Origin of the sequence: Limnobacter alexandrii (genome assembly GCF_005871185.1) — a bacterium.
Lineage (GTDB): Bacteria > Pseudomonadota > Gammaproteobacteria > Burkholderiales > Burkholderiaceae_B > Limnobacter > Limnobacter alexandrii.
Genome location: NZ_SWKN01000008.1, coordinates 87,957 through 102,557, shown reverse-complemented (window position 1 = coordinate 102,557; position 14,601 = coordinate 87,957). Strand labels below are relative to the sequence as shown.

The following is a 14,601-nucleotide window of genomic DNA, read 5'->3' as shown; positions in this document are numbered from 1 at the left end:
AACCTATTTCGCGCCCAAAACAATCAATTTCATCTCTCGAAAAAGTTGCAAAAAACAGGCCAGCTTGTTTGTTTACATTTTTGTGCTGTTTTGGTGCTTGCAACACTTTCTGGTTAACTGTGCTGTTACCACTATCTCCCTATCAAGTGGGGTATTACACCCCTGAAGCGGTTAAAGCTTCCCTTTTATTTAGACGCCAGACTGTTTGAGAAATTGCACGTTTTTCAAATTTTTGTTGTGTCTGCTCTTCCAGAAACTCCAGCACATTCATCACCACACCTTTTTTGGCCAATACGCCGGGCATGTCATCCAGGCGGTACTGTTTGCGCAACAACTCGAACATGGGCTTGTCGATGGCAATCGACTTGCCTTGCTGTATGTGTGACGCAATTGCCTTGATCAATTCCTTTTGGGTGTCCATTTCAGACAGTTTGCTGAACTCGAGCACAAAGCCATGTTTGCGCAATCGGTTCACAAACCGGGATTGCTTCAGGCGGCCAGAGAGAACAACCGTCATCTCGATGGGCAAACCGGCCATGCGTTGCGAATAATTTTCATGAAGCAAGGTTGGGAACACAATCAGGTTGCCGCCCGAATCGCCAAGATGATCCATGTTTTCAATGCGGGGCAGGTGTTTGCCCGGCACCTTCAAAAGCAACTGGGCGCGCAGTACCACGTAAGGCTGCTTGAACAGCCACAGGCCCAAAACCACCACATTGATGGCAGTGACCGCAGTGAACACCCAAAGCACTTCGCCTTTCATGGCCAGCAAAATGGCAATGGCGAAGCCAGCAGACACCACCATGAAAAATGAGTTGATGATGTTGTTGGCTGACACCACCCGCGAGCGGCTTTCCTTGGGCGCAAAAGCCTGCATGGTGGCGTACAGGGGCACGCTGTACAAACCCACGCCGATGCTGATGAGCACAAAAAGACCAAGTACCGCGAGGTTACTCAGTTGACTGAAGAAATCGACCACGGTTTGTTGATCGGGATTGGTTTGATAAGCCACCAACACCCAGTGCAACAGGCCACCGGCCACAATCATCACGGCCAGGCCCCACAACACCAAGCCCATTTCAATGCGCTTGCGCGACCATTTCTCGCACAAAAACGCCCCAATACCCAAACCGACGGTGAATGCAAACAACAGCACAGTGGCCACACCCGGGCTGGCATTGAGCAGGGTTTTTGACAACAGCGGGAACTGGGTTAAGTAGGTTGCGCCCACAAACCAAAGCCATGAAATGCCCAACAAAGCGGGCCAAACTTTCGGCAAATTGGTCGCAAAGCTCACGTTGCGCCAGGTTTCTGTGAACAGGTTCCAGTTCACTTTCAAATCGGGTGAATGCGAGGGGGTCAGTGGCATGCGCCGCGCTTGATACACGCCCAACAAGGCCACCAGAAAACCAAACCCGCACACGATGTAAACCGCAACATTGCCAGCCTCCTGGCTCATCAAACTACCGGCGGCAATTGTGCCCAGCAAAATCGCCATGAAGGTTGCAGATTCAACCAAGGCATTGCCCATGACCAGTTCGCTGGATTTCAGTTGTTCGGGCAAGTAAGCGTACTTCGCAGGGCCAAAAAATGCAGACTGTGTGCCCAGCAAAAACACGCCGAGTATCAGCAATTCAACCGAATTCAGCAGAAAGCCGGCTGCGGTAATCAGCACGATGGGTGGTTCCAGCCACTTGGCCAAACGCATCACTTTGGTTTTGTCGAATTTGTCGGCAAGTTGACCACTGGTGGCTGAGAAAATAACAAAGGGAAGAATGAACAGCGCCGCAATTAAATTGATCAGCAGGCCTGGAGAAAAACTGCCGCGAAGCGCGTCGTTGTAGGTAACTGCCAGCGTAACCGCGAACTTCAAAAGGTTGTCGTTGAACGCGCCGAGAAACTGCGTCCAGAAAAATGCACCAAAGCGATTGTCACGAATCAATTCAATTGCCATGCATTCAGCATAGCGCAAAAAATTCTGAACGAGTAACAAAAAAGGCCCCGCTTTCGCGAGGCCTTTCGATGTTTTCGCTACAACAAAATTGTCCCGAAAAACTTGCCCTTTAAAATCAAGCAGCTGCCTTGTACTCAGTGACTGGCTTGGCTTCAATGATCTCGTCAGGAATTTCACCATTGGTGCGCAAATAGTCTTTGCTGAAGTCGTCGGTCAAGATCGCGTCGAAACGAATTGGCTCGTATTCGCGAATGCCTTGGGCCAGGTCGGGGCTGATCAGGTTTTTGGCCACAGCGTCTTTCAACTGGGCTTCCAGACCTTCACCCACCACCTTGCCTGAAGACACGGCTTTCAGGAAGTTGCTGTAACCAGGCTCGATGGACAACAACTTGTCAGCAGCTTCCAGAATGCGACCTGTTGGGTCGGACAAACCTTCACCCACGAACACTTTGTCGAGCAAGCGGTTGGCAAACGCATTGCGAGTCATCAGCAGTTCTGCCACTTCGGCATTTACCTTGTCGCTTGGGCCTTTGGTTTTGCCCATGCCCAATGGGTAAGCCACGAAATTCAGCAGCTTGCCAATGGCCTTATTGGGGAAGTTGCGGTTGAACTCGGTAAAGGCCTTGTCGATTTCGAACAATGAATCTTCAATCGCCCACTGTGCGTGTGGCAGCTCATCGGCCAAACGACCGTTGGTTTCAAAGTACTTCAACACCGCTGTGGCCATGTACAGGTGGCTTAGCACGTCACCCAAACGGGCAGACAAACGCTCGCGGCGCTTCAGTTCACCGCCCAGTACACCCATGGCCACGTCGGCTGTGAATGCCAGGGCGGCAGAGCGGCGCTCAATCGCTTTTGCATAGTCGGCCATGGGGCCGCTTACGGGGCTTTTCGCCAAGCGGTTACCAGTCAAGCCCAACACCAGGGCACGCATGGCGCGGTTGAAAATATGACCCAAGTGACCAAAGAATGCAGTGTCGAAATCGCGCAGACCTTCTTCTTTGTTGGGGTTTTGGGCAGCTTGCATTTCTTTCAGCACCCAAGGATGGCAACGAATTGCACCCTGACCGAACACGATCAGGTTACGCGTCATGATGTTCGCGCCTTCAACCGTAATAGCCACTGGCATGGCCTGGTAGGCCTGACCCAGGTAGTTGCGTGGGCCAAGAATGACAGTGCGACCACCATGAACGTCCATGGAGCGCAGGATGATTTCGCGCATCATTTCGGTCATGTGGTACTTCATCATTGCGGTGACCACTGAAGGTGCACATTCGGCACACGCAGTTGCAGTCAACACGCGTGATGCTTCCAGTTTGTAGGTAAGGCCACCGATTTTACCGGTTGCTTCCTGAACGCCTTCAAAACGGCCAATTGGCATTTTGAACTGGCGACGAATGCGTGCATACGCGCCAGTGGCCAGGTACATGCCCCAACCAGAAGCGGCAGACAGGGCTGGCAAGGAAATGCCACGGCCTGCTGACAAACACTCAACCAGCATTCTCCAACCCTTGCCGGCCATTTCACGGCCACCAATGATGGAGGTCAAGGGAACATACACATCGTGGCCAATGATTGGACCATTCATGAACACCGCGCCGGGGAAATGGCGGCGACCAATTTGTACATTGGGTGTGTCGGCTGGCAGCAAGGCACAGGTAATGCCGTAATCCACCTTGTTTTTGTCGCCCAGCAAACCATCGGGGTCTTTCAGTTTAAAGGCCAAGCCAACCACAGTGGCCACAGGTGCCAAGGTGATGTAGCGCTTGCTGAAGTTCAGCACAATGCCCAGTTCTTCTTTGCCATTTACCACGCGCTTTACAACCACGCCGGTGTCTGGAATTGCAGAGGCATCAGAACCCACTTCAGGGCCGGTCAAACCAAAACATGGAATTTCACGACCGTCCACCAAACGTGGCAGCCAGTAGTCTTTCTGCTCTTGCGTGCCGTAGTGCATGATCAACTCGCCTGGGCCCAGGGAGTTTGGAACCATCACGGTAACGGATGCAGTCAAAGAGCGGGTTGCAATTTTCGCGACCACACAGCTTTGTGCATAGGGGGAGAAACCCAAGCCGCCGTGTTCCTTGGCGATCAGCATGGCGAAGAATTTCTTCTTGCCCATGAAGTCCCACACTTCTTGTGGCAGGTCTTTCAACTCGAATGTAATTTTCCAGTCGTCGAGCATTTTGCACAGCTCTTCGGTCTCGTTTTCGAGATACGACTTTTCATCGGCTGTCAGCTCGGTGTACTTCACGTTCATCAGCTTGGACCAATCTGGCTTGCCGCCAAACATTTCAGCTTCCCACCAAGTGTCGCCTGCTTCCAGCGCATCCTTCTCGGTTGGGCTCATGGCGGGCAGCGCCTTGCTGAAGGCCTTGAAAATTGGTGCGGTCAGCACGCCACGGCGCAGGCCAGGCACATTCAGCACCACTGCGATGGGCAGGTAAATTGCGGCAAACACAATCAGACCCAGTTCACCCAGGCCGCCCAGAGCATAGAAGCCCAAAGCTGCAGCACCAATGGCGGCGGTGAAGGTCAGCAGGTTTGCACCGCTGTAGATGAGGCCGATCAGCACAATGGCTGAAAAAACGGCGAAAAGTGAATTTGACATGGTTATACCCCTTGAATGTCATCAAAGTTACTTCTAAGTTACTTAGGCGTAACATGCGCTTTCAGTGAACAACTGTCAACCTCATTGCACCAAAAAAACAGCGACTTTTCTAGAGCCTCAATTCGAAAAAAATCAATGATTTACATTGCATTGCAACATGAAATTTTTGAACAACGCCCGAGAATAAGCACAGGCAGGCGTTTTGAAAGATTCACAACAAAGTGCATCGCAACACGACTGTTTTTAGTTGAACCCTGTAATTCACCAGAATTCACAAGCCCCCAATGAAGCGCCACCCAGTTGCCTCATCGGGCTAACAAGCGCGCCAATTAACCGATACACTTCATCCCATGCAGTACAACATCCACAATAAAAAGCGAGGGACATATGGCAGTTAACGTGAATGTGAAAATCGAAAAATCGTTCAAAGTGGCTTGCAGTGCCAAAAAAGCATTTGACCAGTTGGCAGATGTTGCGGACACCGTGGCCCTGTTCCCCAAGCTGGACAAAATTGTTGACCTGGGTGATGCGGTGTGGCGCTGGGAAATGGCGAAGATTGGTGCAGCTGGCATTTCTCACCAAGTGAAGTACGCCGTGAAGTACACCAACGATGGCAAAACCAAAATTGACTGGAACCCGGTTCCTGGTGAAGGCAATGCCACTGTGTCTGGCGGCTGGGTGATCAAAGAAGACAGCCCCAAGGCATGTACAATTTCGTTCCGTTCCACTGGCGAGTTCGAAATGCCAGTGCCACGCCTGATGAAAGGCATTGCCGAGGGCATTGTGAAGTCAGAATTTGATGCGCAGGTTGGTACCTTTCTTGACCGTGTCAAAGCCAAACTGGAATCTTGAACAAAACAACATGGGAGCCCCACTGAGGGCTCCAACGCGCTTTAGGAGACGCAATGCCCTGGATGATTTACGGTGCCAATGGTTACACCGGTGAAATGATTGCTCGTGAAGCTGCCAAACGCGGCATGCGCCCCATTCTGGCCGGCCGAAACGAAGCAGCAGTAACCGCATTGGCCAACAAGCTGAGTTTGCCCAGCCGGGTTTTCTCCCTGAGCGACGAAGCCGCGGTTTTGGAAGGCCTCAATGAAGTAGACCTGGTGCTGCACTGTGCAGGACCGTTTTCAGAAACCGCCGAGCCCATGATGATGGCTTGCCTGCAAACCAAAACGCACTACCTGGACATCACCGGTGAAATTTCGGTGTTTGAGCTGGCCCAGTCGCTCAGCGGCAAGGCACGCAAACAGAAAATTGTGCTGTGCCCCGGCGTGGGTTTCGATGTGATTCCAACCGATTGCGTGGCCGCCCGCCTGCATGAAATGCTGCCTGACGCCACACACCTGGCTTTGGGTTTCGATTCCAGAAGCGGTCTTTCAGCCGGTACCGCCAAAACCACTGTGGAAGCCATGAAACTGGGTGGCCGGGTGCGTGAAGACGGTGAAATCAAGGCAGTTGGCCTGGGCTACAGCACCCGCGAAATCAACTTTGGCAATGGCACCAAGTTTGCGGTCACGATTCCTTGGGGCGATGTGTCCACGGCATTTCACAGCACGGGCATTCGCAACATCGAGGTGTACATTCCCTCCTCTCCAAAATCGGTACGCATGATGCGCGCTGCCAACCTGGCCCGTCCTATTCTGGGCATGTCGCTGGTGCAGGGAATATTGAAAAAGCAAGCCGCGAAAGTGGAAGGCCCCAATGAGGAGCAACGCGCAAAAATGCCCGCTTATGTTTGGGGTGAAGCCACCAATGCCGAAGGTAAAAAAGTGGTTGCCCGGGTAAAAACTGCCAACGGTTATTCGCTGACGGTAATGGGATCACTGGCTGTGGCCAGCTTTATCTTGATGGAAAAGAATGTGGCAGGCGGTGCCTACACGCCCTCGAAGTTGATGGGCAGCGATTTGGTAGAGCGCTTGGACGGTTGCGGAAAAATCCAGATCTTCGAGCAGTAAATCTTCTTTGTGAACACAATAAAAAAACCCCTTGCTGTTTGATGCAGCAAGGGGTTTTTCTTTGATCCAAAAATTACTTCTGGAATTCTTCGCTTTGAATTTTCCAGGCGCCGCTGGCCTTGGACAGGGTCAGCACTTTTGTGCCCGAGTCGTTGTAGCGATTCGATGAATAGTCTTGCTTGAACTTGACCGTGGCCAAGGCTTCGGACTGCACATCAATTTGCACATCAGACACGCTGACTGAAATTGTTTCCTTGTCGGACAAACGCGCACGTCGCTGATTCTCCCAAGCAGCACGAGACTTCTTGCCGTGCTCAAAGGTGTCTGCGTAGAAGCCCAGATAACCTTCCACGTCTTTGGAAGACCAAGCCGCAGCCCAGTTGCTCAGCATGTCATTAATTGCTGCTGCGTCGCCCACATCGGCGCCAACAGCCAAGCTGGGTTCGGGTGCCATTACTTCGCCAGCGCTGGCTTCAGGTGCTGCAACCGCAGAGGCATCCACTGCCGGTGCCTCGGCAGCTGCATCAGCCACGGGTGGTGGAGGTGGGGTTAGTGGTGCCAAGCGCACCACTTTTTGATCTTTAAAGTACACAGCGTATGGCACGAATTCTTCTTCAGCGCCCTGCCCTTTTTTCAATACATAGTCCCAGCGATCGTCTTGATCTTTCGCGCTCAGCATGGGCATGCCCAAGCGGTTTTGTACCTGAAGCGGCGACATGCCCAGCTTGATTCGGGCCAGATCGATGTTGGTGATGAATTCGCGTGGTCCTACATGTTCAAAATCGGAATCCAGATACTCGGGAATGTCTTTGACGCCTGTAATTGATCCGCAAGCGGCCAGAACAGTGACTGAAAGCGCCAAGGCCGCAGTTTTGATAAAACGAGAAGTGCCGATGCGATCAAATGTACTCAAAGTTGTCTCCCTTTGATGTGTATTGTGTAGAAGTCGTCTGATAATAAAGGAATGTAGCAAGCCTAACTGAGAATGTGGCTTGAAAATCGAATGTCTACGCGCATCTTAACCAATGCCACTCTGTTTGGTAAACACCCGTATACATTTGGATTGCGCTTACAATGCCAGTACTCAATATTTACGATAGCGTTTTCATGGTTGATGGAGATTAATCATAGAAATTGACTATTGCAATTCACGTGCAACACACAGGAATGACACTATGAACACCACCATCATTGGCAGCGGCGTGGCCGCCTGGACTTTGGTTCGAGAACTTCGCAAAGCCGACCCCGAAGCGGAAATTCGCCTGATTACCGCCGACAGCGGCGACTTCTATTCCAAGCCCATGTTGAGCAACGCATTGGCCAGTGGCAAAACAGCAGAAAGCCTGGTGATGACACCCGCCGCCAAATTTGCCGAGCAACAGAAAGTTGAGCTGGTGGCCAACACCACAGTAAGTGCCGTCGATGCTGCTGTACGCAAAGTAACCAGCACTGCGGGCGAATTCAGCTATGACAACTTGGTGCTGGCCTTGGGTGCAGACACCATCAAACTACCGATTGAAGGCAATAGCGCTGCCGATGTAATTAGCGTGAACGACCTGAACGACTATGCTGAATTCAGAAAACTGCTGGATGGCAAAAAAGAAGTGGCTGTGTTGGGTGCGGGTTTGATTGGTTGCGAATTTGCGAACGACTTGCTGAAAGCCGATATTCACACCACCGTGTTTGACTTGGCCGACCGCGCACTGGCGCGACTGCTGCCAGAAGAAGCCAGCACCTTCATGCAAAACAAGCTGGCCGAAAAAGGCGTGAGCTGGAAGCTGGGCCGCACCGTAAGCCGCATTGAAAAAACCGGCACAGGCTACACATTGACCGATTCCACAGGCGAAACCACACAGGCTGATTTGGTGTTGAGCGCAGTGGGTTTGAAACCACGCACAGAACTGGCCAAAAACGCAGGTTTGAATGTGGCCCGTGGCGTGGTGGTGAATGGCCTTGGCCAAACCAGCAACGAAAACATTTACGCGCTTGGCGATTGCGCCGAATACCTGGGCAAGTTTGTGTTGCCTTACATTATGCCGGTGATGCAAGCCGCACGTGCCATGGCACAAACACTGGCTGGCAAACCCACTGACATCAAATTCCCCGCAATGCCGGTGAGCATTAAAACGCCCGACTGCCCTGCCGTGGTCAACCCACCCCTGCCGGAACACGAAGGTGAATGGGAAATTACAGCCGACGAGAATGGCGTGAAGGCCTTGTTCAAAGGCAAGGATGGCGCACTGCTGGGCATGGCCTTGCTGGGTGAGGCCAGCAAAGAACGCCAAGCTTTAACCCCCCAACTGCCTGCGATGATTTAAAATTGCGGCAACGTTAAACCTATTGAATTGGAAACCGAATGGCCCAGTACGTCTACAGCATGAACCGCGTGGGGAAAATTGTTCCCCCCAAGCGCCAGATCTTGAAAAACATTTCGCTGAGCTTTTTCCCCGGCGCAAAAATTGGTGTGCTGGGCTTGAACGGCTCTGGCAAATCCACCTTGCTGAAAATTATGGCGGGTGTGGACAAAGACATTGAAGGCGAAGCCGTGCCCATGCCCAATTTGAACATTGGGTACCTAAGCCAGGAACCAGAACTGAACCCCGAGCACACCGTGCGCCAAGCGGTTGAAGAAGGCTTGGGTGAACTGGGCATGGCCCAGCAAAAGCTGGAAGAAATTTACGCCGCCTACGCTGACCCAGAAGCCGACTTTGACAAACTGGCTGAAGAACAAGCCAAGTGGGAAGCCGTGATTGCCGCAGCTGGAAATGATGCAGAACACTTGATGGAAATTGCGGCTGACTCGCTGCGCCTGCCACCTTGGGAAGCCAACGTGGCCAACTTGTCCGGTGGTGAAAAACGCCGCGTGGCCCTGTGCCGTTTGCTGATGAGCAAACCCGACATGCTGTTGCTCGACGAACCCACCAACCACCTGGATGCGGAATCGGTGCATTGGCTTGAGCAATTCCTTTATAAGTTTCCGGGCACCGTGGTGGCTGTTACCCACGACCGCTACTTTTTGGACAATGCTGCTGAATGGATTCTGGAACTGGATCGTGGGTCTGGCATTCCATGGAAAGGCAACTACAGTTCTTGGCTGGACCAGAAACAGGATCGCCTGAAGCAGGAAGAAAGCAGCGAAAGCGCGCGCCAGAAAGCCTTGAAGAAAGAACTGGAATGGGTTCGCCAAAACCCCAAGGGACGCCAGGCGAAATCCAAAGCGCGTATTGCACGCTTTGAAGAATTGTCCAGCCATGAATACCAGAAGCGCAACGAAACACAGGAAATTTTCATTCCCGTGGCCGAGCGCTTGGGCAATGAAGTAATCGAGTTTGAAAACGTGAGCAAAGCCTTCGGCGACCGCTTGCTGATTGACAACCTTAGCTTCAAAATTCCACCCGGCGCAATTGTGGGTGTTATTGGCCCCAACGGTGCGGGTAAATCGACCCTGTTCAAAATGATTGCAGGCAAGGAAGAACCCACCAGCGGCAACATCAAGATTGGATCTACAGTGCGCATGGCTGTTGTGGACCAGGCCCGCGATTCACTGCCCAACGACAAAACCGTGTTTGATGGCGTGGCCGACGGTGCCGACATTTTGACCGTGGGCAAGTTCGAGATGCCATCGCGCGCCTACCTGGGCCGCTTCAACTTCAAGGGTGGCGATCAGCAAAAGTTGATCGGCAATTTGTCGGGTGGTGAACGTGGCCGCTTGCATTTGGCCAAAACCTTGATTTCCGGTGGCAACGTGTTGCTGCTGGACGAACCCTCGAACGACCTGGACGTTGAAACACTGCGTTCGCTGGAAGACGCGCTGCTGGAATTCGCGGGCACAGTGCTTGTTACATCGCACGATCGCTGGTTCTTGGACCGAATTGCCACGCACATTCTTTCCTGTGAAGGCGATTCACAGTGGGTGTTTTTTGATGGCAACTTCCAGGAATACGAAGCCGACAAGGTGAAGCGTTTGGGTGAGGAAGGTGCGCGGCCCAAGCGAGTGCGTTACAAGCCTTTGAAGTGATTGTTGTTGGATAGATTTGGTTGAAAAACCGAACCTTGGGTGACTAGGGTTCGGTTTTTTTATTGGTGGGTTGGGGGGATTATTTGTGCTAAGTATTCGGGGAAGCCCAAACATTTGAGCTAACCTGCCCGATCGCCTTCGCGGGTCAGGTTCAGCGAGGGGTTGGGCATCGTTATGTTACTCATCTGTCTTGGTGAATACCGGACGACTATCGACTAAGTGCTCTGGAAACAGGATTCCAAGTCGTCCAGTTTTCTTATTCTTTGCGAGATCTCTGCGTTCCATGATCATTCGCATCTGCCCCTGAAGCTCTGGCTCTAGGCAAGAGATGACGTACTCGATGAAGTGATTTACCACCTGAAGTTCGTTCTCAACTTTGCGCAGTCCAATCGCCTGCATGTCGACAGCAAGCGTTCTTTCCCAAACGCTCTTGTACTCTTTGAAGACTGGCACCTTATCCAAAAAATAGACCTCGTTGAAGCTCATCTTGTCTGGCAGGACGTTGCCATGCAGAAGATCGTTGCGTTCATTGATAAGTGTATGAAACTTGCGGCAGATGTCATTCGAATAGTCAACGGCAGTGTGAAATCCCTGGCACGTGATATGCAATGATTTAATCCGGATATCAATTTGCTGCCTGTATGCGTTCTCCATAAGGCGAGTGTCGGATCGAATGTCCTGCCGCGCAAGCACGAAGATCAATAGATTGACAAATGACTCAGCTCGTACTGGAAGCATTGAACGGATGCCGAAGCACAGACCAAATGCTTGATTGATTCTCTCTCCAAGCGCCTTCCACTCAGCTTCACGTGCTGAGAGGTCAAACGGTGAGTAATACTCGTTACGTGACGGTTCCTTTAGATCGATCGACAAGAGCTCATTATTTAGGTTGCGGATGGCTCTGGTCAGACGCCAGAATGGATTGACGAACTCGACCCAATCCTGGAGGAGCCCTCGTACTTCTTTCATTTTAGAGCCGTGCGATTTAAGGTCCGCCTTTATGAGTTCGACTAGTTGCTTTCTCTCGATCTCGCCAAACTCAACTCCGGATCCCACAATGAGATCAGTGCGGAAATTGGTGCCCCAGAAATAAATGGATGTCGATTGGTACTTGAGACTCCAGTCCCAATGAACGATGTTGTCGGAGTGATTCGCACGCAATATGTTCTGTATTCCATTTGGAGGTCCGAACCTTGCACCGAGGTAGCAGAACAGTTCTGCCGGAGGGATTTCGTTTTCGAGTGAAAGGTATGCACCCCGAGAGGTTGTAGGGGCAACCGGGTCTTTAGATGAGGTGACCCTCTGCTCTTCTATCAGTTCGTCAATTGACGGTGCACGTAGAGCCGAGAGAAAATCTGAGGGTAGTGTCATGTGTGTTTACAACGCTTAACACCCACGTTCAGGTGCGTTTGAGGCGATGCCTGCTTTTGCTGCAGCAAAAGTGGACAGCGGGGGTCAAACGTCACCTGCAACGTGTTGTTAGCTCTCAATGGTCGGTGTTCGCATCGCGGTCTGCTTTTACTTCTGCCTCTGCCATGTGTCGCTTAAGCTCGCGCAACGCCCTATTTGTTGTTCTTAGCGTAATAAAGAGCAACGACAACTGTACGACTGCCAGAATCCAAAGCAGTGAATAAAGTCCGCCACGAAAATATTCCCTATAAGTTAGTGCCCAACCCCACTGCGATAGTCCCTCTTTGAAAAATGGAACAGCTAACGAGACGGAAATCACCAATATAGAAACGATCATGGTGTGGATGAACCCAAGCAAGACTTCGGTGTCATTTCCAGCATCTTGAATTGCTTTTTTTCGATCCTCAGCGCTCGACTGCCGCGCCTTATCCGCCGAAGTTATAGCTTTTGGGTACGTTATCGCAAGCCAGGCACCACTAACGCCAAATATTATTGCGGCGATACTTCGGATACTTTCGAAGTATTTCTCCTGTGACTCGTAGGGAATATGCATGCCCGCTGTAAAGAGAATGAATGCAACACCCAGAACTACAACGGCTAGGAACAGAATGACTACGAAGCGAAATGCTTTTGACTTCATGAGCATGCCAAATCAGCTTGCAAACAACGCAACCAGTTCGCTGCGCCGCTTCGTTAGCGTGTTCAATAGAACCTGCATATCGAGCAGTTGGCCAGGAACTACCCAGGCCACATCTATGCTAGCTTGGCCCTTTGCATAAGACTTGCTCAACCACTCAATCTGATTTGCTCCAAAAGCGTTGCTCGCGGGAAATTTGAAACCCACATCTTCCCAGTTGCTGGTGCTGCTATCTCCCTCATAAGCTTTGATTATCGCATCTAAGTCTGCTTCACTAGGAGTATACTTGAGCTCATATGTGAGGGGCACATCAATCTGGTTGGACGTTTGGGAGCTTACCCCCATTAAGCTCCCCAGCTTTTCGAGAACAGTGAGGTGCGCCGCCTTTGTTCGCGTCAGGTTGATCCTGCGCACTACGCCGGTTATGTGCGACCTGTATTTAATGATGATGTCTCGCTTTGGAAGATTTCTGTGCAGCGATCTCTCAAAACGAGGATGCAGATCAGGATTGGGGGCGGAAGTTCCCGCCGCGTACCCAAGAAATTTATCTTCTTTATCGAAACGTACATATCTGCTTTCAGCGCGAATGAAACTCTCCAGCCAGTAGGCAAATGGTTTCATCCCAGTTCTTGGCACCCCAAAAGTAATCGTAGCGATAGTATTTGATGACGGTATTAACCAGAAATATGACGCGTACCCAGGAATGGACTTGGCCGGGAGGTTTCCCTTGTGAAGAGCTCCCTTGCTTACCGAATCAACTGCAGTACTAGGATCGAGACCGTAAACAGAATCACCAGAGTTATGGGTTCGATTCCACGTAGCAAATACGTAGTCCCCCGTAGAAGATTCGTGCTTTGCGGAAACGAGGTATGTTTCGAGAAAATCCATATCAGCGTCTGCGGACACCTCATAAGTGCATGTGTTATGCACTAGTCGATTACTGTGTGACGACCAATTCTTAACGTTCTCGACAATCTCTTTGAACGAGCCAAATTCAGCTTTCCGACCAAGCTGCTTGTAGAGACCACAATGCTTCACTTTGTGAAATCTCAGGCTTGCGGTTTCGATCATGGTTCCCCCTTGGTTTTTTGCAATTGAGAGCTAACGTTTGAATTCAGCGGTTGGCCGCGCTTTACGGGCAGTCCGGTGGAATGACTAGTTAGATTCGTTTCATCTCTACTCGAATGCGCATAACTGCATCACGGGTCAAGTTTCCTTCTTCATCCAATAAATCAAACCGCTTTAAATCGCGAATTGCTTCGCTAGATAGCCCATCTTGAATGCGTCGAAAAATACTGTTCACGGAAACCAGTGGTGAGCCTAAGGCAGCATCAGCAGGCGTTCCCTCTCTGATTTTCTCTGCAACATAACGAAACAGCATTCGTTTGAGTTCGCGCTCACTTGGGGATAGGTCTTCATTTCTTAGACGAAGGTGTCTAAGCTCAAGACGAGCTTGCTCTAACTCTTCGTTCTTCTCGGCCAGCTTAGCGAATATCTCCTGTTTTTCGCCTTCAGCTAGCTTTGCTCTTGTGGCTAGGTTTTCTAGAAGCGCACGCTGTTCATCTTCTCGCTTCTTGATTTCTTCCTCCTCGCGTTTTACTTCGGCGCCTGTTGCGCTACTGTAATGTGGCAAGCGATCAAACCTGTCGCGGATCCCACTGTACCCTTCGTCCAGATGTCTTAATCTCTCCCCAAAGCCAGCTTCAATTCGACCCAAAATTTCAGACATTTCTTTAGTGAATTTATACGAATTGTCATAAAACTGATTGCTGGTATCACCCGCTTTGAAATAGAAAGCCACTGATAACCAAACTGAAAAAAGCGAAAGCAATAAGGCTAATAATTCAGAAAAGGAAAATTCAGACATATCAATTTGAATGTCTGAGTTAATTAATTTCCACGCAAAAATAACTATGCACATGACGATCAAGAAATCTCTCAGCGCAAGCAGGCTTAAAAATCCCGAGGCTTTTGTCTTAGTTTGCATTTGATCGCTCATATTATGGTTGC

At 50.9% G+C, this 14,601-nt stretch carries 11 protein-coding genes; 4 read left to right on the top strand and 7 right to left on the bottom strand.

Going from position 1 to position 14,601, the window contains the following annotated elements; genetic code table 11:
* Positions 1-154: 154 nt before the first annotated feature.
* Positions 155-1,954: an MFS transporter gene (locus tag FCS97_RS10050; protein WP_171035262.1), complete on the bottom strand. Its 1,800-nt coding sequence runs from the start codon at positions 1,952-1,954 to the stop codon at positions 155-157.
* Positions 1,955-2,069: 115 nt separating this feature from the next.
* Complete coding sequence (locus tag FCS97_RS10045; RefSeq protein WP_138518309.1) at positions 2,070-4,565, bottom strand: acyl-CoA dehydrogenase; 2,496 nt, start codon at positions 4,563-4,565, stop codon at positions 2,070-2,072.
* A 387-nt stretch (positions 4,566-4,952) separates the two neighbouring features.
* On the opposite strand from FCS97_RS10045, the gene FCS97_RS10040 reads away from it, so the two are divergent.
* Together FCS97_RS10040 and FCS97_RS10035 are read left to right on the top strand one after the other, a co-directional pair.
* Positions 4,953-5,417, top strand: coding sequence for an SRPBCC family protein (locus FCS97_RS10040; RefSeq protein ID WP_138518308.1), 465 nt, complete (start codon positions 4,953-4,955; stop codon positions 5,415-5,417).
* A 53-nt stretch (positions 5,418-5,470) separates the two neighbouring features.
* Positions 5,471-6,526 carry a saccharopine dehydrogenase family protein gene (locus FCS97_RS10035; protein WP_138518307.1) on the top strand — a complete coding sequence of 352 codons (1,056 nt, stop codon included), beginning with the start codon at positions 5,471-5,473 and terminating at the stop codon, positions 6,524-6,526.
* A 73-nt stretch (positions 6,527-6,599) separates the two neighbouring features.
* Here the strand turns inward: FCS97_RS10035 and FCS97_RS10030 are convergent, their stop codons facing one another.
* Positions 6,600-7,439: an outer membrane protein assembly factor BamE gene (locus FCS97_RS10030; RefSeq protein ID WP_138518306.1), complete on the bottom strand. Its 840-nt coding sequence runs from the start codon at positions 7,437-7,439 to the stop codon at positions 6,600-6,602.
* A 262-nt stretch (positions 7,440-7,701) separates the two neighbouring features.
* Here FCS97_RS10030 and FCS97_RS10025 point away from each other — a divergent pair, with 262 nt between their 5' ends.
* Positions 7,702-8,844, top strand: coding sequence for an NAD(P)/FAD-dependent oxidoreductase (locus FCS97_RS10025; protein WP_138518305.1), 1,143 nt, complete (start codon positions 7,702-7,704; stop codon positions 8,842-8,844).
* Between the two features lie 38 nt (positions 8,845-8,882).
* Complete coding sequence (ettA, locus tag FCS97_RS10020) at positions 8,883-10,544, top strand: energy-dependent translational throttle protein EttA (protein WP_138518304.1); 1,662 nt, start codon at positions 8,883-8,885, stop codon at positions 10,542-10,544.
* A gap of 177 nt (positions 10,545-10,721) precedes the next feature.
* Here ettA and FCS97_RS10015 read toward each other — a convergent pair whose 3' ends face one another.
* The 4 genes from FCS97_RS10015 to FCS97_RS10000 all read right to left on the bottom strand — a co-directional run bounded on the left by FCS97_RS10015 (position 10,722) and on the right by FCS97_RS10000 (position 14,590).
* On the bottom strand, positions 10,722-11,915 hold the full coding sequence (locus FCS97_RS10015) for a hypothetical protein (RefSeq protein ID WP_138518303.1): 1,194 nt from the start codon (positions 11,913-11,915) through the stop codon (positions 10,722-10,724).
* 115 nt (positions 11,916-12,030) lie between these two features.
* The gene (locus FCS97_RS10010) at positions 12,031-12,594 is read right to left on the bottom strand and encodes a DUF4153 domain-containing protein (RefSeq protein WP_138518302.1); all 564 of its coding nucleotides are present in this window, start codon (positions 12,592-12,594) and stop codon (positions 12,031-12,033) included.
* Between the two features lie 12 nt (positions 12,595-12,606).
* A complete protein-coding gene (locus FCS97_RS10005; protein ID WP_138518301.1) occupies positions 12,607-13,662 on the bottom strand; it encodes a hypothetical protein in 1,056 nt (351 codons plus the stop codon).
* Between the two features lie 88 nt (positions 13,663-13,750).
* A complete protein-coding gene (locus tag FCS97_RS10000) occupies positions 13,751-14,590 on the bottom strand; it encodes a hypothetical protein (protein WP_138518300.1) in 840 nt (279 codons plus the stop codon).
* Between the last annotated feature and the right edge of the window lie 11 nt (positions 14,591-14,601).

Bases quoted from the DNA above. Each gene is read 5' to 3' on its own strand.
- FCS97_RS10045 (WP_138518309.1), bottom strand. From the start codon at position 4,565: ATGTCAAATTCACTTTTCGCCGTTTTTTCAGCCATTGTGCTGATCGGC.
- FCS97_RS10010 (WP_138518302.1), bottom strand. From the start codon at position 12,594: ATGAAGTCAAAAGCATTTCGCTTCGTAGTCATTCTGTTCCTAGCCGTT.
- FCS97_RS10005 (WP_138518301.1), bottom strand. From the start codon at position 13,662: ATGATCGAAACCGCAAGCCTGAGATTTCACAAAGTGAAGCATTGTGGT.
- FCS97_RS10035 (WP_138518307.1), top strand. From the start codon at position 5,471: ATGCCCTGGATGATTTACGGTGCCAATGGTTACACCGGTGAAATGATT.
- FCS97_RS10040 (WP_138518308.1), top strand. From the start codon at position 4,953: ATGGCAGTTAACGTGAATGTGAAAATCGAAAAATCGTTCAAAGTGGCT.
- FCS97_RS10050 (WP_171035262.1), bottom strand. From the start codon at position 1,954: ATGGCAATTGAATTGATTCGTGACAATCGCTTTGGTGCATTTTTCTGG.
- ettA (WP_138518304.1), top strand. From the start codon at position 8,883: ATGGCCCAGTACGTCTACAGCATGAACCGCGTGGGGAAAATTGTTCCC.
- FCS97_RS10015 (WP_138518303.1), bottom strand. From the start codon at position 11,915: ATGACACTACCCTCAGATTTTCTCTCGGCTCTACGTGCACCGTCAATT.
- FCS97_RS10025 (WP_138518305.1), top strand. From the start codon at position 7,702: ATGAACACCACCATCATTGGCAGCGGCGTGGCCGCCTGGACTTTGGTT.
- FCS97_RS10000 (WP_138518300.1), bottom strand. From the start codon at position 14,590: ATGAGCGATCAAATGCAAACTAAGACAAAAGCCTCGGGATTTTTAAGC.